A 19,130-nucleotide genomic window follows, 5' to 3' on the forward strand; every position below is an offset into this window, starting at 1 on the left:
CGAGCAGAATACAAATTCAAGGTGTGTGATGCGGATTAAAGACGTTTACGAGAAATCTCCTTTTGGAATCTCGTTCGAGATTTTCCCGCCGAAAACGGAAGCTGGTGATGTCGCGCTCCTTGAAGGTTTGCAGCGACTCACCGCTCGTTCTCCCGACTTCATCTCCTGCACTTATGGTGCGGGGGGCAGCACTCAAGATCGGACTCTTGAACTCTGTGAGATGATCCAGCGGGACTTTCAAATCCCAGCCACAGCTCATTTCACTTGTGTCGGGTCGACCATCGAGCAACTCAACAACTGGCTCGATGCAGCTGATCTCCGGGGAATCCAGAACTTCATGGCCTTGCGGGGTGATGCTCCCGCCGGAAGCGATTCGTTTGAGGCGGTCAGTGGAGGTCTGAAGTACGCCAACGAACTCGTTGAACTGATTCGGTCACGGTTTCCGGACGTTGGGATTGGAGTCGCCGGATACCCGGAAAAACATCCGGAAGCATCAACGATGGAATTCGACCTCGACAATCTCGTTCGAAAGGTCGACGCCGGAGCAGATGCGATTTTCACTCAGCTCTTTTATCACAACGAAAACTTCTTCCGTTTTCGTGATGAACTGGAACGACGGTCAGTGTCGATTCCCGTTGTGGCTGGAATTATGCCGATCACTGAGTTCGCTCGTATTAAGCGGATCACGGCAATGTGCGGGGCGATCATCCCGGATGGGCTGGCGGGTCAACTGGAAGCTGTTCAGGACGATGCCGAAGCCCAGCGTGCGATCGGTGTCGACTACGCAATCAAACAGTGCCAGCAATTGGTCGATGAAGGGGTCCGTGGGATCCACTTCTACGTGCTCAATAAGTCGGAAGCCTGCGAACGGATTCTCGATGCCGTTCAGATTCCGCGATCGGTCTGACGCAACTGAACGATGGCGAAAATCAGTTTGTCGGTCTTCTATGCGGTCTTCGCTGCGTTGACCGGGGATTGATTCTTCGCCTGGCGGATTTGTACGTCGAGACGCTCTACTTCATCCCGGTGAAGCCGCGAGCTGCCATTGGCATTCTGCGACCTGTTCCGAAAGCAGTTTGTGTGACTTTGACGCCCGGTGGAATTTGCCAGCGTTTGAACTCGTTTCGGTCAAGTTTCTGGACGACCCACCGCACTGTCTCTTCGGGAAACTCGCCGACCATCTCGGCGGGGTTTCGATTCTGTTCGATCAAGCCGTAAAGAATGGCATCGAGAACGGGGTAAGGGGGGAGTGAGTCCTGATCGAACTGGTCCGGGGCAAGCTCGGCGCTCGGCGCCTTTTCGATAATGTTGGAAGGGATCATTTCCCGTTCCGCCGTCTTGTTGATGTAGCGGGCAATGCCGTAAACGTCTTGTTTATAGACGTCGCAGAGTGCTGCGAAGCCCCCGCACATGTCTCCGTACAAGGTGCAATAGCCGACCGCCAGTTCACTTTTGTTTCCCGTCGCAATCGGGAGCCAGCCGTGTGTATTGCTTCGCGTCATGACCATTGCTCCCCGAATCCGTGCCTGCAGGTTCTGATCAGCAAGGCCCAGGGGGGCAGAGGAGAGGTCGTCACCGACAACGACCGTTGATTCATAGGCTCGGTGAATCGCGTCGATGGGAATTTCTTGAGCGTCGAGTTGGTAATTCCGGGCGAGTTCCCAGGAATCTGAGAGGCTGTGCTCGCTGCTGAATCGACTGGGCATGAGCAAAGCATGAACGTGCTCGCCGCCGAGGGCCTCCGCAGCGATTGCGGCAGCCACGGCACTATCAATTCCTCCAGAAAGTCCCAAAACGCAATCAGTGAATCCTGACTTCATTGCGTAGTCAGCAAGCCCCATCGTGAGCGCTTCGAAGAGTTGCTTTTCTCGCGAATCTATGACGGAATCAGCGGAGGTAAGGTGATCGAGATCAACGGTCACAGTTTGTTCCCGAAATCCTTCGAGAATGGAGGCGAGTCTTCCGTTGGAGTCGAGGACGAAGCTTCTTCCGTCAAAGACGAGATCGTCGTTGCCTCCAACCTGATTCACGAAGATGACCGGTCGTTGGTGTGTCGAAACGTGCTGACGGATAATCCGACAGCGGCGGGAAAACTTGTCGACTTCGAATGGGCTGGCGGACAGATTGAAGAACAGATCCGCGCCCTGATCTGCAAGAAGTCGAACCGGGTCTTCTCGTTCGAGAGGCGGAAGGTGATAGAATGTCCCAGGTTCGCCGTACCAGGCATCTTCGCAAATGTGTACTCCCAGCCTCTTCCCGAGAAACGTCATCGGCTCGGGGTTGGTATCGGGGGAGAAATATCTCTCTTCGTCGAAAACGTCGTAGTTCGGAAGAAGGGACTTATGAACCGTTTGTTTGCAGTTTCCCTCAGCGAGCAACGTCGCTGCATTGTAGGGGCGTGCGTCCTGGTTGCCTGAATGTGTGGGATGGCCGACGAGAATTCCGAACTCGGCTGACGCTTCGTCGGCCAGTTGGCTCACTGCGGCGTCACAGGCTTCCACGAATCCGGATCGCAACAACAGATCTTTGGGGGGATATCCGCAGATGGCGAGTTCCGGCGTGACCAGAAGTTGTGCGCCCTCGCGTTTTGCCAATTGCGCAGCTTGTCGAATCTTCTCAGAATTTCCGGCAATATCCCCGACGATCGGATTGATCTGGGCGATGGTGACTTTCATAGAGCTGTCCGTTAAGCACCTGTATTTCGAGCGATGATTGTAGAGCATTCATCATCGCAAATCGCATCGGAACAGTGAGGTTGCGGCGGACTTTTTGAATTCGCATGCGCGGCGGGATGTTGTTGAAACAGGAACCAGTTGGGAGTGGAGCGACGTGGGCAGTCCAGCAGGATCGTTAACTCTGGCTGGAGCGGGGTCGGAGCCCATTCGGCGCCAGTGTTTCTTGTCGTAACTATTTGTTGAGAATGAGTTTACCTGTTTTCGTCTGGCGCAATCGGTAGGTTTGCCCGTTGTGTTTGATCGTAATCTCTTCACGCCCATGGAAGAGTTCGGTCGACTCATAGTCACCTTTTGGTGCGTCGTCTCGATGATCGTCTTCTGGTCGGTCCGAGTCATTCTGTGACGAATTCATGAATCAGGACTTTTTCTATCTTGCAGAATTTCGGCAGGCTGCGTTGAGCTTGCACTCGATGCTCACTACATTACCTGCAATTGAGACTCAGTGTCAATAGTGTTCGCTTGTTGGCTTCTGAATTCGATGCGTGTCGAGTTCAGTTCGTCGCAGTCACTGATATTTGCAGGCTTTGAAGAATGTCAAAGAATTCCCGACGTCGTGGTTTCACGCTGATTGAGCTGTTGGTTGTGATCGCAATCATCGCAATTCTCATCGCATTGTTGCTTCCGGCCGTTCAACAGGCTCGAGAGGCAGCACGCCGAACGCAGTGCAAGAACAATCTCAAGCAGATCGGTCTTGCCTTGCACAACTACCTTGACGTGAACAACGGATTTCCGCCGTCGTTCGTCTCGGATGTCTCCTCTGCAGGGGACAATCCAACTGCAGGAGGAGAGTGGTCGGCACAGGCTCGGATTCTTCCGTACCTCGAACAGGCTGCGATTTACAACATCGCGAACTTGTCTCTCGCTTATGATGATCCGATCAATGCTGAGATTCCGACAATGCGAGTGGCATCGTTCCTTTGTCCCAGCGAAGTGAATGACCGAACTCGTGCCGACTCAAATGGCGTCGCTGAACACTATCCCCTGAGCTACGGGTTCAATGGGGGAACGTGGCGTGTGTGGGTCAACGGTTCTCGCCAGCCGGGTGACGGAGCATTCGCTCCGAACACCAGCTTCAAGCCGCGTGAATTCGTTGATGGAACAAGCAACACTCTTTGCTTCTCCGAAGTGAAAGCGTTCACGGCATACAATCGCGATGGCGGAACCGGAACGGCCACGGTTCCTGAATCTTCTGATGTTGTGTCCGGATTGATCAGTAGCGGAGGAAGCAACAAGCCGAACAGCGGTCATACGGAATGGGTCGACGGACGCGTTCACCAAACTGGATTCACCGTGACACTTCCTCCTAACGCAAACGTGATTGTTCCAGGCGGAGAACGTCCGGATGAAGGCGACTATACTTCGTGTCGCGAAGACAAGAGTTGCAGCGGCCCCACCTATGCAGCGGTGACTTCTCGGAGTTGGCACATTTCCATCGTCAACAGCTTGCTGACGGATGGCTCAGTGCGATCGATTTCAGAGAACATCGACCGCAATACCTGGCGTAAACTGGGCCAGCGAAACGATGGTCAAATTGTCGGCGAGTTTTAATTGTTCGGAATTGTTTGAGAGGAGACTTCGAGCGATTGTTTGAAGCTTCCTCCGCAAACTCTTTGCCGTTCAATTCTGTGCGGGACTTCGGCAACCCCGAGCTGATTTGTGCAGACAGAGTCGAGTTCGCATTGCGGTCACTCGCGTACGAACTCAACACTCAAAACGGAATCACTGAAGAAGTTCCGGTTCGGGTTCGGCTTCCGAGGAATCTTGGGTTGTTTGAAGTTCGACGAACAATTTGAGAGCGTCCATGTAACGAGGGGCTTCTTCCAGAGCCTGAAGCGAGCTACGAATGGCTCGTGGTTTGTCTCCGAGTTTCTGGTATTGGGCAGCGGCTCTGTAATGAATCCCGGCGGGGTCTGCGGGATTCATTTGAAGGAGTGCTTCGAGGCTGCTTGCTGCTTCGTCGGGGTGATTCAGTTTTTCACCGGCGAGTGCCAGTCCCGCGTGTGGCTGCGGGATGAGCGGTTTGATAGCGAGTAGTCTTGTGGAGTATTCGGCGAGCTTGTCCCAGTCTTCGTTTTCCTGAGACAATTCCATCAATCTCATGAGTGGGCTCACAGCATCTGGATCACGATTCACGATCTCGTTGAGGATGTCCGATTCCTTTTCGATCATGTCTTGAGACCGGTAGATCTCAGCAAGCTGCATCGACGGGCTGTCAGGACCGGTTTCATACGGGAACAGTTCGACCGCTTTCTCGAGAACTTCTGCAGCTGCGGTTCGTTCGTCTGCTTCGAGCAGAATCGAAGCACATTGCTTGAGTCCAACGTAGTTGGTCGGGTTCGCCTCGACCCAGGCGATGATTGCCGTTGGTCCCAGTGGACTCGAGATGACGTCGGCCAGTTCTGGTTCTGACCAGTCGACTTCGCCACCAAAATCATTCGCCAAAGCGAGTGCGTGCTCTTCGAAAGCTTCGTCGATTTCAGCGATCGGGGCTGTGTGTCGTTCAATGGCTTCATTGGTATTCATGCCGATGGCAAGGTCGTCCAGAATGGCCAGAATCGCGTCGAAGCCGTAGCGGTCGATCAGGAATTTCACGACCAGCGAGCTTTGAAAGTATGCAAACTGAACGTGAATCGGGGACTCCGGAGAAAGAAACAGGTCGCTCATGTTCCGAATTGAAGACAGACTCCCTTCGAGGATCATCTTTCGGTAAGTCGAGTTCATCTGCTCGCCCCAACTGGGGTCTTTCATTCGCTCTTCGTAAACAGAAAGGCCCTCGCTGAGCCAGCGCGGCATCCGGTTGTTGGTTTTGTTGAGCGTGATCACGTGCGCGAACTCGTGCCAGAGAACCGATTCGAGGTTCACCGGATTCTGTGATTGTGACGCTGGACTGTTCGCGGTAATCACATCGCCGAAACAAACTCCCAGAAAGCCGGGGATGCCTGGCATCCCGAAGGTGCGAACTTCAAAGTCAGCAGGCTTGGGAAAGATTTCGACAAGTATCGTCTCAGGCAGTTCGATTCGATATTTTTCGGTCAGTTGTTGTCTCGCCTGAGTCAGCAATTTGAGAACTCGTTGACCGTAGATTTCTGCTTCGGCCGGCTCCATGCGAATGAAGAAATTGTTCTCGCTGATCGTCGTGAAGTTTTCCAACTCGTGGCGGAGAGTGACAAGGTTGTACATGGCGATGTCGTAAGGATCGTTCTGATGAAGTTCCTCGGCGAGTCGCCAGCCTTCGTCTTCTCGCCCCAGACGCATGAAGTCCTGAACGAGTTGCTTCTTCGCCGCGAGATAGGTTTGATCAAACTCCAATGCCTGTTGTTGTCGTTTGGATCCTTCTTCGAAGCGGTACTTCTGTGACAACTCCCGTCCGATGACATGGTCGACAAGCGGGTTCGTTTCCCAATGTTCAAGAGCGGCTTCGTAGGCATCGATTGCTTGTTCGTCCCGGCCCTGAAGCGAAAGGATTGCCGACCGAAATGCCAGTGCTTCCGGGTGCGATGAATTGACGTTGAGAATCTGATCGATCACCTGATTGGCTTCGTCATACTGTTCGCGGTCAATCAGGCTGTCAACTTGCATCAAATGTGCCCCAACGTGATGGGGATTAAGTTTCAGCGTCTTTTGCAGGGCAGCAGTCGAGACTTCGGAATCTGATTCACGAAAGGCTCTTGCGACTCCAAAATGGATATCAGGATCGTCCGCGTGATTTTCGAGGGCTCCTTCGAAGATTTCCGCTGCGAGCTGGAAGTCGCGTTTGTCGAGTGCGAGTTCTCCTAGTGCGAGGATCGGAGATCGATGGAGAGGATTGTTGCGACGGGCACGGGCGAAGAATGTTTCCTGCACCTGTTTGGCGTCAGCACCGCGTTCGAGAATGAATCGCCCAAGCGTGATCAAGTTCTCGGCGTCGGTGTAACGCCACGGAGAACCCTGCACCAACTGTCCGATTTCTTCGTATAGCGTCTCGATGCGGTCGGTCTGACCGGTAAATTGGCAGGCTTCAATTGCAGCTGTCCGAAGTCGAATGCTCCAGCTGTAACGTTCGAGTGCCTGATCGATTGTTGTGAGTGAATCTTGGTAGCGGCCGAGATCGAACTGGGCTTCTGCTTTCAGAATGTGCCAGGACTCACCGTAGACTCCGTCTTCAATCGCTGCTTCTGTCTCGTTGAGGCATTCTTCGAGTTGCCCGGTGATCAACAGGCGGCGGCACTCGTTGATGTCCGCAGAGTGTGCCTTTGACGCGGTGATGGAAAACAGCGTACTGACGATCAGGATAATGAAGACTGGTGACGGCACCCTCGTACGAGTCATGACTCTCTCCTCGACCATTTTCATGGTTTCCCTGTACTCGCCTGAACCTGTTTCTTCCGCTGCATACTGCGACGTCTCTGCGAATCGCTGCAAACTGAAGATCAAGGTGCTCTTGGTGAGATTCCGCGCGTTTACATCCTACGCCATGTTCCCCAGAGATGGAATCTCGCAAGGATTTCGAAACGGGTTAAGATTCTGAGTGATCCGGTTTTGGAGAACGTGTGAGTTGAGGAAAGACTCCCAGCAAGAATGTTGCGAGTGACTTCGCTGCACTTGTCGCCTGCTCGCGGATTTGCCAAAGATCTTTCACACACTCTGGGCGTTTGAAAAGGCTTCCCACCAATGCACCTGCTCGAATGGTTCCTTTGTTCCCGAAGATCGCGAGGACTTCAGAAGGAAGATCTGCGTCGAGGGCATCGCTGATCGATCGAATCACCATGAACGGGACCTGACGTTCACGACAGGTGCTGGCGACCGCGAGCGATTCCATGTCGGCCGCGATGGCTTCGGTCGCGTTTCGAAGTTGCTTCTTTTGTTCGACCGTTCGGACAATCCGATCCACAGTGCAGACACGTCCCACGTGCAAACCTTCACCGGGTGAGTCCTCCATTTCGATCGGAATTCGAATTTCCTGCGGACCGTTGCTGTCCACGACTTCGTTCGCGACAACGATATGCCCGGTCTTCATCGATTCTCTGAGCCCTCCGGAAAGACCGACTGACAACACCCAGTCAGGGGAGAAGGCATCAATCGCTGCGTTTGTTGCTCCTCTCGCACGCTCTCGGCCAGCACCTCCTTCGACGACGATGACCCGCGTGGAATCGAGAAAGCAGTTTCGAAACTTGAAGCCGTTCCCATTGACGGACTTCCTCACATCTAGCTGTCTCAGCAGTGGCGCCGTTTCGAGAGATAGGGCAGCGATGACGACAACAGTGACGCTTGCAGACTCGGAACGGTCATTCGTTGGAGGAACTGTCATTCAATTCTCGATTCGAAGTGGGCTTTTTTTGAGTGGCCGATTTCGTGAATTCCGCTTCGCTTTCGTTGACCTTTTCGATCATCCAGTCGATCGAATCACGGCGTCCGAGAAATTCTGCGAACTCCGAGTAGTCGTGCGGGTTCAGCACTGCAGTGGCAATCGGTTGGAAAAAGTGCAGTGCTTGCGAGCCGAGATAGTTCAAGGGGCGAGACATTTCCAGAAACGCGATCGCTGGGGTCGTCAATTCTCGACGAGCCACTTCACGCGCGAGTCGTTCAACGATCTCTAATTGACGTTCGGTTGGCTTTGCTGATTCGGAGGGCATCGCAAATGCGTGACGAAGCCATGATCGGAAGGTCATGCTGATTCGCTCCAGTTGAGCGTACTCTTCAAGTGATTCATAGGGGGTGATCAACAGATGTTCGTCGAAGCAGTGTGCATCAACATTCACAACGACATTCAAATGTAGCAGGTTGATTGACGTTGCGGACAGTGACGAGCGGCCAGCGTGAGAGTTGCTTTCAATGGGCTCCTGTCGTTTTGGGAAAACTTCTCTACAATTCTTGCTGATGGTCTTCTGCAACTGGGAAAGATTCGAGATGAGTGACGACACAGGGTTCTTGCTGCTTCATCCTTCTGACAACATTGTTGTCGCACGCCGTCATCTGAAACAGGGTGCCAGCTGGAGCGGGAATTCCGTGACCGTCGAAGCTCGTGAGAGAGTTGATCTCGGCCACAAAATGGCGATTTCTCCAATCGCTCAAGGGGAAGCGATTCGAAAGTTCGGACAACCGATTGGATTTGCGACGCAGCCAATCGACCCGGGCGAGAATGTCCATACACACAATGTGGGACTCGGACATTTAGGTCACTCATACGAATACTGCACGTCGCTGGTGACTTTGCCGCCCCCGAAAGAAGAAAGAACGTTTCAGGGAATTCGCAGACCGGACGGCCGCGCAGCGACTCGGAATTACGTCGGAATCATCAGCACTGTGAACTGCTCAGCGACTTCGGCTCGCTACATCGCCGACGCATTCGACGAGCAACTTCTCGAACAATACCCGAATGTCGACGGAGTGGTCGCGCTTTCGCACAAAGGGGGATGTGCGTTCGAATACGGCGGATCGGATCACCGGCTTCTCGCACGAACACTTGCCGGATTTGCTGAGCATCCGAACATCGGTGCGTATCTGATTGTCGGGCTCGGGTGTGAAACAGCCCAAGCTTCGTTCCTCACCGACGAACACAATCTCGTGGAATTGAATCTGCCGGGGAATGATTCACGTAAGCCGCTGGTGATGAACATTCAAGATCAGGGAGGAGTCGCAAAGACCGTCGAGCGCGGAATCGCCATGCTCAAAGAGCTGCTTCCCGAAGTGAATCGAGTCGAGCGAGTGCCGATTCCAGTTTCGGAATTGATCCTCGCGACTGAGTGCGGAGGAAGCGATGGAAACAGCGGAGTGACCGCCAACCCAGCTGTGGGCATTGCCAGTGATCTTCTCGTGGCAGCAGGAGGAACTTCGATTCTCGCCGAAGTCCCCGAAATTTATGGTGGCGAGCACCTGTTAACACGCCGGGCAGCGACTCGAGAGATTGCCGATAAGTTGCTCGAACGGATTCAGTGGTGGGAAGATTACGCTAAAAAGTTTGGGGCACAGATCGATAACAATCCCTCTGTCGGAAACAAAAAGGGCGGCCTGACAACGATCTTCGAGAAGTCACTCGGAGCGATCGCGAAGGGGGGAAGCTCACCGCTTCGGGCTGTCTATGAGTACGCTGAGCGAGTCCGTGAAAAGGGATTCGTCATCATGGATACTCCCGGCTATGATCCTCCGTCAGTCACAGGCATGGTTGCTGGGGGAGCCAATCTCGTCGTCTTCACGACCGGTCGAGGAAGCTGCTTTGGATGCAAGCCGGTTCCGACCATCAAAGTCGCGACCAATTCGCTGATGTATCACCGGATGGTTGATGACATGGACCTCAATGCCGGAAGAATTCTCGACGGGGAAGCAACTGTTGAACAAGTGGGAGAAGAGCTCTTCGAAATGCTGATCGCAGTGGCCAGCGGCGAACAGACAAAGAGTGAACAGCAGGGGATTGGCGACGAAGAGTTCTGCCCCTGGACACCCGGCCCGGTTTTCTAAGCGATTGACGTCACTTCTCTGCACGCGACGAAATGAGTTTCGTTTGCTGAGTTCTCGTTGAATTGGTGTTCTGCTGAATTAGCGAACAGAAGCCGAAGAATGAAAAAAGCCTCGTCCGTTGCGGGACGAGGCTTTTCCTTTTGATCCGTCAAAATCAGCAGCAAGCATCCTGCTCGTTTACGAGTCGAGAGCTGCCTGGGCTGCAGCCAAGCGGGCGATTGGAATTCGCCGTGGTGAGCAGCTCACGTAGTTCAATCCGATTTCGTGGCAGAAGAAGACCGACTTTGGATCTCCGCCGTGTTCGCCGCAAATTCCAATCTTCAGATCTTTGCGTGTGGAGCGGCCACCTTCGACGCCAATCTTCATCAGTTTGCCAACACCGGTCTGGTCCACAGTCTGGAATGGGTCGGCGGGGACAATATCGTTTTCCTGATAGTATCCGATGAAGCTTTTGTAGTCATCCCGGCTCATTCCGAGAGTCGTCTGCGTGAGGTCGTTTGTTCCGAAGCTGAAGAACTCAGCTTGTTCTGCGATCTCATCAGCTGTCAAAGCAGCTCGTGGGATTTCGATCATGGTACCGACCATGTACTCGACTTCCACGCCTTGCTCTTTGAAGACTTCCGTCGCAGTGTCGCGAATGACTTTGGCCTGATTGTCAAACTCAGTCTTGAATCCGGCGAGCGGAACCATGACTTCTGGATGACAGTTGATGCCTTCTTTCTTCAATGCACAAGCCGCTTCGAAGATTGCACGTGCCTGCATTGCGGTGATCTCTGGATAAACGATTCCGAGACGACACCCGCGGTGACCGAGCATTGGGTTCGATTCAGCCAGTTCTTCAACACGTCGCTTGACCTGCTCTTCGCTGACACCAAATTCCTTGGCAAGTTTTGGTCCGAGAGTTGGATCGTCGTGCATGTGGTGTTCGGAAAGGAACTCATGCAGCGGTGGATCCAGCAGACGAATGGTCACAGGACGATCACCCATTGTCTTGAACAGGTGAGTGAAGTCGTCTCGCTGGAACGGAAGAAGTTTCGCAAGCGCTTTGGCTCGGTCTTCCTGCTTTGTCGCGAAGATCATCTCACGAATTTCGTCGAGGTGATCGAAGAACATGTGCTCAGTTCGGCACAGTCCAACACCTTCTGCACCGAGAGCAACAGCTGCTTCGGCGTCGTCCGCTTCCGCGTTGGCTCGGACGTTCAGAGTACGATGTTCGTCAGCCCACTTCATGAGCTGCTCGTAACGAGCGTAAGTTGGAGCGTCTTCAGCCTTCTTGTTTCCAAGCAGGACTTCCATCACTTCGGATGGGCTGGTTTCGATTTTGCCGTTGAAGACTTCTCCGGTGAAGCCGTCGACCGAAATCCAGTCACCTTCTTTGAGAACTGTGTCTCCGACAGTGACAGTGCCGGCATCGTAGTCGATGCTCAGGTCAGCACATCCGCAGACACATGTTTTCCCCATCTGGCGGCTGACGAGAGCAGCGTGTGATGACGCTCCTCCGAACGCGGTCAGAATTCCCTTTGCGACTTTCATTCCGCGAAGGTCTTCCGGGCTTGTTTCGCGACGAACGAGAATCAGCTGCTTGTCGTTGTCTTCGTTGTACTGAGCTTCCGCATCAGATGCGTGGAAGACGATCTGGCCAGACGCAGCACCTGGGCCGGCGTTGATTCCTTTAGCGAGGAGTCGCGACTCTTTTTCGGCCTCTGCTTTAGCAGTTGGATCGAAAATTGGCTGGAGCAACTGGTTCAAGTCGTCAGCTGGAATACGTCGCTTCTGGAGAGCGGTCTTCGCATCGATCAGGCCTTCGTTGACGAGATCGACAGCGATTCGCACAGCGGCGAAACCGGTTCGTTTGGCGTTTCGAGTCTGGAGCATCCAGACTTTGCCTTTTTGAACCGTGAACTCGATGTCTTGAACATCTTTGTAGTGGTTCTCAAGCTTTTTGCCGATTTCATTCAGTTCGGCGTAGGCTGCTGGAGCGTCTTTCTCAAGTGATTCTTCAACACGCTTTGGAGTTCGTGTCCCAGCAACAACGTCTTCCCCTTGAGCATTGATGAGGTAGTCCCCACAGAAGCCAGGAGTTCCGTCGGAGCAGTTTCGGGTCAGTCCGACACCGGTCGCACAGTTGTCACCGAGGTTTCCGAAGACCATCGCCTGAACGTTGGTCGCGGTTCCCCATGAGTGAGGAATTCCGTACTGTCGACGGTAAACAACGGCTCGGTCGTTCGACCAGCTTCCGAAGACAGCACTAATGCAGCCTCGCAGCTGTTCCATCGGATCGGTTGGGAAATCGATTCCGGCGTGCTTTTTGATCACGTCTTTGAAGTCGGCAACGATCTGCTTCAGTTGATCGACTGTCAGGTCTTTCTCGTGCTCCACTCCTGTTGATTCACGAGCTTTGTCGAGAATGTCTTCGAAGTGATCGGGATCGTTCTTGCTTTCGGGCTTCAGTCCCAGCACGACGTCGCCGTACATTTGAATGAATCGGCGATAGCTATCCCACGCGAAGTGCTCGTTGCCTGATTGTTTGATAAGAGCGGCAACGGTTTCTTCGTTGAGGCCGATGTTGAGGACGGTGTCCATCATTCCCGGCATCGATTCACGAGCCCCGGAGCGGCATGAGAGAAGAAGGGGATTCTCGGAATCTCCGAACTTCGCACCCATGACTTCTTCGGTGTTCTTCAAGCCTTCGAGAATTTGATCTTCGAGGCCAGCAGGGTAGGTCTTGTTGTTGTCTGTATAGTAGTTGCAGACATCAGTGGTGATCGTAAATCCGGCAGGGACTGGAAGTCCGATCTTGTTCATTTCTGCCAGGTTTGCCCCTTTTCCACCCAGAAGGTTTTTCTGTGTGGCATCGCCATCTGCTTTTCCACCACCGAAGGTGTAGACGTACTTCGACATATGACCTTTTTCCTCGTTCGTTGAATGGCTCACGCCTGCGTTCTTATAACGACTGCGTTTACATTGGTAGCCTGTCGACGATCCTGTCGCAGACTGTGATCCAGAGCATTTCGTATCACAGAAAGGGGGAAACTAACAGTCCCCCACTTTGACTTCAAGCGATGGCGTGCCGCAGGAGTTGGAGCCTCCCCGGCAAGCGACCTCTTTCGAAGGTCGCTGTCAGGTAATTCGTTGTCGTCACAGAAGACTTACGAAGGTTGATAACAAACGCTGATTTCACGAAATCAGCTTACCGCACGCCTATTTCTTTTTCTCTGCTTCGATCTTTTCGACGGTGAACGGCTCGCGAACGACAGGGCGTTCGACCATTCCTGAACGAATCAGACTCACTGGAACGCGTCGACGGACGACTTTTCCGTCTTCGATCACACGAATCCGCTGAAGGTTCTTTTTGAACTTCCGTCGTGTGATTCCGGTGGTTTTTCGTCCGTTACCGCCGAGGTATTTGGCTTTACCACGCTGTGACAGACTATTTCCGAGCGCAGGCTTGTTCTCACCGTAAGCCTTGTGCTTCTTTGCAAGTTTTGCCCGTTTATTCTTCTTCAATGTGCTCATGGCAACAGCCTTGTCGACTTAAAAAGTCCAATGTCCGCGTGAAATTTCGAGCCCGAAATACTAGTCGGTTTGACGCTTAAGTTCAATTCGACGTCGCAAAAATCTCTGATCCCGAGCGACGATAGGGGTGGTCTTGGCATAAAGTTCGTTCAGGAAACGTGTTAGGGCGCTTCGGCAGGCTGGGCGAGGTGAAATTCCGTAGCGGATTCAAACATTTTCGCCGCCCGCAACAGCCGAACTTCTTCATACGCCGGAGCGAGAAGCTGCATCCCCACCGGAAGGCCGTCCCCTGTGTGGCCAGCCGGAATTGAGATTCCCGGGATCCCAGCGAGATTGGCTCCGATGGTGTAGATGTCGTTGAGGTACATCTGAAGCGGGCTGTCTGAAAGTTCACCGATCCGAAAAGCGGGAGTCGGGCTTGTGGGTGAAAGAACGACATCCACTTTCTCGAAGGCCTGCTGATAATCCTGAGCAATCAGCCGTCGGATTTTCAGTGCTTTCAGGTAGTAAGCATCGTAGTACCCGGACGAAAGGGCATACGCACCGATCATGATTCGCCGTTTCACTTCCGGCCCGAATCCTTCGCCCCGCGAAGCTTCGTACATTCCGGTCAAGTTTTCGAAGTTGTCAGCCCGGTGGCCGTAATGGACACCGTCATATCGTGACAAATTGCTCGAAGCCTCGGATGGTGCGATGATATAATACGCCGCCACACCATACTTGGCGTGCTTCATTTCGAGTTCGACGATTTCAGCCCCGAGCTCTTTGTAAGTCTGGACCGCGTTGTCGATCGCAGTTTGAACTTCCGGATCGAGCCCCTCTCCGTAGTGTTCAGGAACAATTCCAATTCGCAAATTCTCAATCGGAGACAATTCAGAAATGTTCAGGGAAGGAAACTCGACATTCACGGAAGTGGAATCCCGGTCGTCATGTCCCCACACCGCTTCCAGAAGCGCAGCTGCATCGTCGACCGTGCGGGCGAACGGGCCGATTTGGTCGAGCGAGCTGGCGAAAGCGACGAGACCATATCGAGAGACACGGCCATACGTTGGCTTCATCCCGACAATTCCGCACAACGCCGCCGGTTGACGAATCGATCCCCCGGTGTCTGAACCAAGGGCAATTGGGGCCATTCGGGCTGCCACTGCGGCTGCCGATCCGCCGCTCGATCCGCCAGGTGCGCAATCTGTGTTCCACGGGTTTCGCGTCAGCTGAATCGCAGAGTTTTCGCAGGAGGAGCCCATTGCGAACTCGTCGAGATTGGTTCGCCCGAGCGGAATCGCTCCTGCATCGAGGAGATTCTGGACAGCTGTCGATGTGTAGAGCGAGCGAAATTCCGACAACATCTTGCTTGCACACGAGGTGACTTCACCCTGAATGCAAAGATTGTCTTTGATGGCCACTGGAATTCCGGCAAGCGGTCCGAGCGGTTCGCCCTTTTGGCGTTTTTCGTCGATCTGATCGGCCAACTGCAGGGCTGACTCGTCGAATGTTTCGAGGAATGCTCCCACGCGTTCGTTTTGCTGAGCGATCGCGTCGAGGTGAGCTTGAACGATCTGTCGACTCGTCGCTTCGCCGCTTGTCATCAAGGACTGAAGTTGTGCGACGTTTTGTGTGTGAATCACTGATCAAGCTCCTTCGAGAATCTGTGGAACGAGAAAGTATTTTCCGTCGGTGCTCGGAGCATTGCTCAAGGCTTCTCGTCGATCGATGGAGGTCTTCGGCTCGTCTGTTCGGAAGACGTTGGTCAGCTCAGCAGTGTGAGCCATTGGCAACACATTTTCGGTGTCGACTTCGTTCAACTGTTCCACGTAGTTGAGGATGTTTCCGAGTTGGTCGACGAACAGTTCCTCTTCTTCCGGTGTGAGCTTCAGCCTAGCCAGCTTGGCGACTTTTCGGACGTCTTCAATTGTCAGTTGCATCGTCGTTGTTCCGGTCGAGAACTCGGGATCTGCGAGCGAGTTTGAGTCGCTGGAATATTGAGAGTGCGGCAAGACACTCGGCCCGAATTCTAATGACCCGACATAAAAAAACGACCGACGTCCTCAAAGACATCGGTCGTTGTGTGGAAATTCGACTCTGAAAGAAGCCTGAGACTTCATCCTCTGGCTGAAGGAATCACAACTCAGTAAGAATGTTCACTTCAGCACGGAAGGAAATGTTGTTCGCGAAGAATTGATACGCTGCCGTCAGGAAATCGCCATTTTGCGATGTTTCACTGGTCGGCAATTTTCACCACAAGACGCATGGAGGTCTCGGTGATGGTCGTCCCACGTGAGTATTGGTGCAGCCGACGAAAGTGACCCGCCTCAAATTGTCCAGAAGGAACTTCGAGGCGATCAGCTGCGAGAAATCATGATTCACTCGGCTTCTGTCCATAGACGAGCATTCGGGAGAGGGTTTCCCGTCGCTATGACAGAAATTGCCGTGACCGAAGTTCCGCGACTAGCGGATCCGATCCAGTTCAATGTCTTTCTGGCGCATTTCGTCGAGAATGACTGGGTGCCATTCTTCATCCCGTTCTTGTTCGGGAAGGTAATTTTGACGAGCCCACGTGCGTAGACGAATCTCCTCGATGGGGTCAACCATGGTTTCGGGATCGTCGAGTAGGATCGCAGCGTTCATGACTTCTACTCCAGATCTGGAATGGATCCAAAAGGGGGACGACATCGTGTCGAGTGAACATTTTGGAAAAGATCGCACCGCCTCTATGCGGATTTATGCTTCAATCGCTGAGGCTATCGTCATTTCGACGTCACATCAAGCAATTCTGTGGTGTTTTTTGCCAATTCCGGGAATTCCCGAACAGCATCGGCGTTGAGTGTTTCCTAAACTGGGCGGCTTCCCGTTTTTGACTGATTAGAAGAACCGGTGCAAAGTTGACACCCCGAGCTTCTTATTGCTGGATCGGGCATGAAACTTCATAATGAGCCTTTCTTGCCGTCGCATCGTGCTGAACTGGCGTTGAATCTCCCAGAGCGAATTTCCCGAGATGTCGTATCGTCGATTTAAGAAGCTGCTCGGAGAAACCAGCCTCGAACGGAAATGTCGATTGATGTTTGCGGGGGCTCTCCTGCTTCTCATCGGAGCCAGTTTCTGGGTCTATGCTCGGCTGAATCAGCGAGTGGTCGAAGAACAGCAACGCGATTTGGCCAAACTTCTTATCGCGCAGAATCTGACCGTCACACACTGGGAGAAAACGCAGTCGCTGATCGATCCGGAAACGATCGACATCGTGGCCGACCTGAGCCGCACTCTGAAGCCAGACGACCTGGCTGAAGAGAAATGGAGATTCATTCCGCAGGACTACGAGAACTCCGATGCGACCCGCCGCCCCACAGAGACTTATGATCACGACGCTTTGAAGAAGCTTCTTTACGGCGGCGAGAAATACTGGGTGTACGTCGATTCGGAGGAACAGTCGTATCACTACTACGAGCCGATCATCGCCAAAGAGAATTGTCTGCTTTGCCATCGGGATCGCCAGTTCGAGCCGCAAATTTCGGAACTCGATGAAATGATGGGCATGGCGCGGATCACTTTCGATCTCAAAAAGACCCAGCATGATATCGATCGAAACAATGCCATCCTGACTGTCATGGCCATCGTGACCGCCGTTCTCGGGATGGGAATCGCCTACCTCATCGTTCGGTATGTGATTGTCAAACCGGTCATGCACCTCAAGGATGTCAGCGACGCCATCGCTCAAGGGGAACTCGACCAGCGGGCCGATATTCAAACCGGCGACGAATTCCAGGAGCTGAGCCACGCCTTCAACCGGATGCTGCGGCATCTCGTTTCGACTCAGGAAGAACTTCGGCAGACCAACGTCAGCATGGATCATAAAGTCGACGAACTCGCACAAGCGAATCTTCGTCTGCACGACATGAACCAAATCAAAAACGAGTTCCTCGCGACGATGAGTCACGAACTGCGAACTCCGCTCAACAGTATTCTTGGCTTCAGCGATGTCTTGACCGTGTCGGACAATCTGACCGAAAAGCAGAAGAAGTACCTGAGAAACATCCAGTCTTCGGGCAAAAACCTGCTGGTGCTGATCAACGACATTCTCGACCTGGCGAAAATGGATGCCGGGCGGATGGAAGTTCACTCCGTCGAGTTCTCGATGGTCGATCTCGTTGAGCGACAGGTCCTGTCGATGAAGCCACTGGCGGAGAAGAAAAACATCGACCTGAGTTGGGAGATCGACGAAAACTTCCCCATTCTCAATCAGGATGCCGGAAAGATTGAACAAATCCTCTCAAACCTGCTCTCCAATGCTGTCAAATTCACTCCGGAAGGGGGGCGCATTCGAGTCGATGTCTCCATTTTTGATGAAGACCTGTTCGACCTCGTTGTGGCTGACAGTGGAGTCGGAATTCCCCTCGAAGACCAAAGCATCATTTTCGAGAAGTTTCGTCAGGGGCGCAGCCAGGTTGGCAGCGATTTAACGACCCGAGAATTCGAAGGAACCGGGCTTGGGTTGTCGATTGTTAAGGAATTGTGCCGTCTGCTGGGCGGACAGGTTCTTCTCGAGAGCGAATTCGGAAAAGGCAGCACCTTTACGGTCCGTTTGCCGCTCAACTTTGTCTGTCTGAATCCACAAGTTCCCAGCAACGGAATGATTTCGCTTCACCAGCCGGGCAGCTATTCACCTGCTGTCGGACGCACGCGAGCCACGTAAGCCATTTTTCGGCGTTCTACCCGCGTCTGAGCGACTTTCTTCCGCTGAAACCCTTGTTTGCTTCCAAGAACTCGCTGCAAACCAGGGGCGGTCAAACTCGAACTCTCGGTTGAGATTTTCGCCCTCAGTTTTCGAGAGTCGAAACCTTGCGGATTCCGTTCGCTCGAAACGCTGGATTGACCGCGATTCGTTTGCTATCCTCCGCCCACATTCGCCGAAAATACTTCCACTGTTCACCGGACAGGAAGTATTCTTAGAACACAAAGCCGAAGTGGCGGAACTGGCAGACGCGCTGGATTCAAAATCCAGTGTCCCCAAAGGACGTGTGGGTTCGAGTCCCACCTTCGGCACTAAAAAAGCTTTGGATGGTATTCATCCAAAGCTTTTTTCTTTGCATACTACCTCTTAGTGGCCAATCGAATCCTCAATCTTTCATTCCGAGAAGTCCGAAGGGGCGCATTCGTGACCATCTTGCAACTGTCGGAACTGCCAACCTCGGAAGATGATCAATTTGAATTTAAGTTGCTGTGTTGAAAACAAATCACAGGTTTTGATCGTGGGCTAACGCCTCAGGGCGTAGGCGAGGACTTTGAGGGCGGCTTCGACGAACAGGGCTTTCTCGCTTCTGGCTGAGAGTGCGGCACCTGTGGTTCGCTTCAATCCGCTCATGAATGATTCCACAAGCCAGCGTCTGCCGTATCCTTTTGTTTCGAGTTCTGTCCTGGTCATCTGTGAGCGGTACTCGCCATTCAGCTTACCGT

Annotated in this window: 14 protein-coding genes, 1 tRNA gene and 1 pseudogene; 5 read left to right on the top strand and 11 right to left on the bottom strand. The window is 53.1% G+C overall.

The genetic code is table 11. From position 1 onward, the window contains the following. Nucleotides 1-28 precede the first annotated feature (28 nt). The gene (gene metF, locus KOR42_RS09010; protein WP_146508969.1) at nucleotides 29-907 is read left to right on the top strand and encodes a methylenetetrahydrofolate reductase [NAD(P)H]; all 879 of its coding nucleotides are present in this window, start codon (nucleotides 29-31) and stop codon (nucleotides 905-907) included. Between the two features lie 106 nt (nucleotides 908-1,013). Here the strand turns inward: metF and KOR42_RS09015 are convergent, their stop codons facing one another. Both KOR42_RS09015 and hemP read right to left on the bottom strand, forming a co-directional pair. Next, on the bottom strand, nucleotides 1,014-2,675 hold the full coding sequence (locus tag KOR42_RS09015; RefSeq protein ID WP_146508971.1) for an NAD+ synthase: 1,662 nt from the start codon (nucleotides 2,673-2,675) through the stop codon (nucleotides 1,014-1,016). A gap of 232 nt (nucleotides 2,676-2,907) precedes the next feature. Then, a complete protein-coding gene (gene hemP, locus KOR42_RS09020) occupies nucleotides 2,908-3,087 on the bottom strand; it encodes a hemin uptake protein HemP (RefSeq protein WP_146508973.1) in 180 nt (59 codons plus the stop codon). 179 nt (nucleotides 3,088-3,266) lie between these two features. Here hemP and KOR42_RS09025 point away from each other — a divergent pair, with 179 nt between their 5' ends. Beyond that, the gene (locus KOR42_RS09025) at nucleotides 3,267-4,283 is read left to right on the top strand and encodes a DUF1559 domain-containing protein (protein ID WP_146508975.1); all 1,017 of its coding nucleotides are present in this window, start codon (nucleotides 3,267-3,269) and stop codon (nucleotides 4,281-4,283) included. A 171-nt stretch (nucleotides 4,284-4,454) separates the two neighbouring features. Here KOR42_RS09025 and KOR42_RS09030 read toward each other — a convergent pair whose 3' ends face one another. The 3 genes from KOR42_RS09030 to KOR42_RS09040 all read right to left on the bottom strand — a co-directional run bounded on the left by KOR42_RS09030 (nucleotide 4,455) and on the right by KOR42_RS09040 (nucleotide 8,473). Beyond that, nucleotides 4,455-7,043, bottom strand: a complete 2,589-nt coding sequence (locus KOR42_RS09030; RefSeq protein ID WP_197440997.1) for a tetratricopeptide repeat protein — start codon at nucleotides 7,041-7,043, stop codon at nucleotides 4,455-4,457. A gap of 187 nt (nucleotides 7,044-7,230) precedes the next feature. Beyond that, a complete protein-coding gene (locus tag KOR42_RS09035) occupies nucleotides 7,231-8,022 on the bottom strand; it encodes a phosphorylase family protein (protein WP_146508979.1) in 792 nt (263 codons plus the stop codon). Further along, a complete protein-coding gene (locus KOR42_RS09040; protein ID WP_146508980.1) occupies nucleotides 8,000-8,473 on the bottom strand; it encodes a hypothetical protein in 474 nt (157 codons plus the stop codon). Before KOR42_RS09040 ends, KOR42_RS09035 begins: the two co-directional genes overlap by 23 nt. 148 nt (nucleotides 8,474-8,621) lie before the next feature. Between KOR42_RS09040 and KOR42_RS09045 the strand changes: the two genes are divergently transcribed. Beyond that, nucleotides 8,622-10,169: a UxaA family hydrolase gene (locus tag KOR42_RS09045; RefSeq protein WP_146508982.1), complete on the top strand. Its 1,548-nt coding sequence runs from the start codon at nucleotides 8,622-8,624 to the stop codon at nucleotides 10,167-10,169. A gap of 177 nt (nucleotides 10,170-10,346) precedes the next feature. Here KOR42_RS09045 and ppdK read toward each other — a convergent pair whose 3' ends face one another. The 5 genes from ppdK to KOR42_RS09070 all read right to left on the bottom strand — a co-directional run bounded on the left by ppdK (nucleotide 10,347) and on the right by KOR42_RS09070 (nucleotide 16,310). After that, entirely contained in the window at nucleotides 10,347-13,070 is a 2,724-nt protein-coding gene (ppdK, locus tag KOR42_RS09050) for a pyruvate, phosphate dikinase (RefSeq protein ID WP_146508984.1), read from the bottom strand. A gap of 300 nt (nucleotides 13,071-13,370) precedes the next feature. Beyond that, nucleotides 13,371-13,685, bottom strand: a complete 315-nt coding sequence (locus KOR42_RS09055) for a L28 family ribosomal protein (RefSeq protein ID WP_146508987.1) — start codon at nucleotides 13,683-13,685, stop codon at nucleotides 13,371-13,373. Between the two features lie 161 nt (nucleotides 13,686-13,846). After that, on the bottom strand, nucleotides 13,847-15,310 hold the full coding sequence (gatA, locus tag KOR42_RS09060; RefSeq protein WP_231740814.1) for an Asp-tRNA(Asn)/Glu-tRNA(Gln) amidotransferase subunit GatA: 1,464 nt from the start codon (nucleotides 15,308-15,310) through the stop codon (nucleotides 13,847-13,849). Nucleotides 15,311-15,313: 3 nt separating this feature from the next. Beyond that, complete coding sequence (gatC, locus tag KOR42_RS09065; protein ID WP_146508989.1) at nucleotides 15,314-15,607, bottom strand: Asp-tRNA(Asn)/Glu-tRNA(Gln) amidotransferase subunit GatC; 294 nt, start codon at nucleotides 15,605-15,607, stop codon at nucleotides 15,314-15,316. 523 nt (nucleotides 15,608-16,130) lie between these two features. After that, on the bottom strand, nucleotides 16,131-16,310 hold the full coding sequence (locus KOR42_RS09070; protein WP_146508991.1) for a hypothetical protein: 180 nt from the start codon (nucleotides 16,308-16,310) through the stop codon (nucleotides 16,131-16,133). A gap of 367 nt (nucleotides 16,311-16,677) precedes the next feature. On the opposite strand from KOR42_RS09070, the gene KOR42_RS09075 reads away from it, so the two are divergent. Beyond that, a complete protein-coding gene (locus KOR42_RS09075) occupies nucleotides 16,678-18,369 on the top strand; it encodes a sensor histidine kinase (protein ID WP_146508993.1) in 1,692 nt (563 codons plus the stop codon). Nucleotides 18,370-18,634: 265 nt separating this feature from the next. After that, nucleotides 18,635-18,719 (top strand) — tRNA-Leu (locus tag KOR42_RS09080). A gap of 211 nt (nucleotides 18,720-18,930) precedes the next feature. On the opposite strand, the pseudogene KOR42_RS09085 reads toward KOR42_RS09080, so the two are convergent. After that, nucleotides 18,931-19,130, bottom strand: a pseudogene (locus KOR42_RS09085) (hypothetical protein); the annotation flags it as partial.

Source organism: Thalassoglobus neptunius (genome assembly GCF_007859735.1).
Lineage (GTDB): Bacteria > Planctomycetota > Planctomycetia > Planctomycetales > Planctomycetaceae > Thalassoglobus > Thalassoglobus neptunius.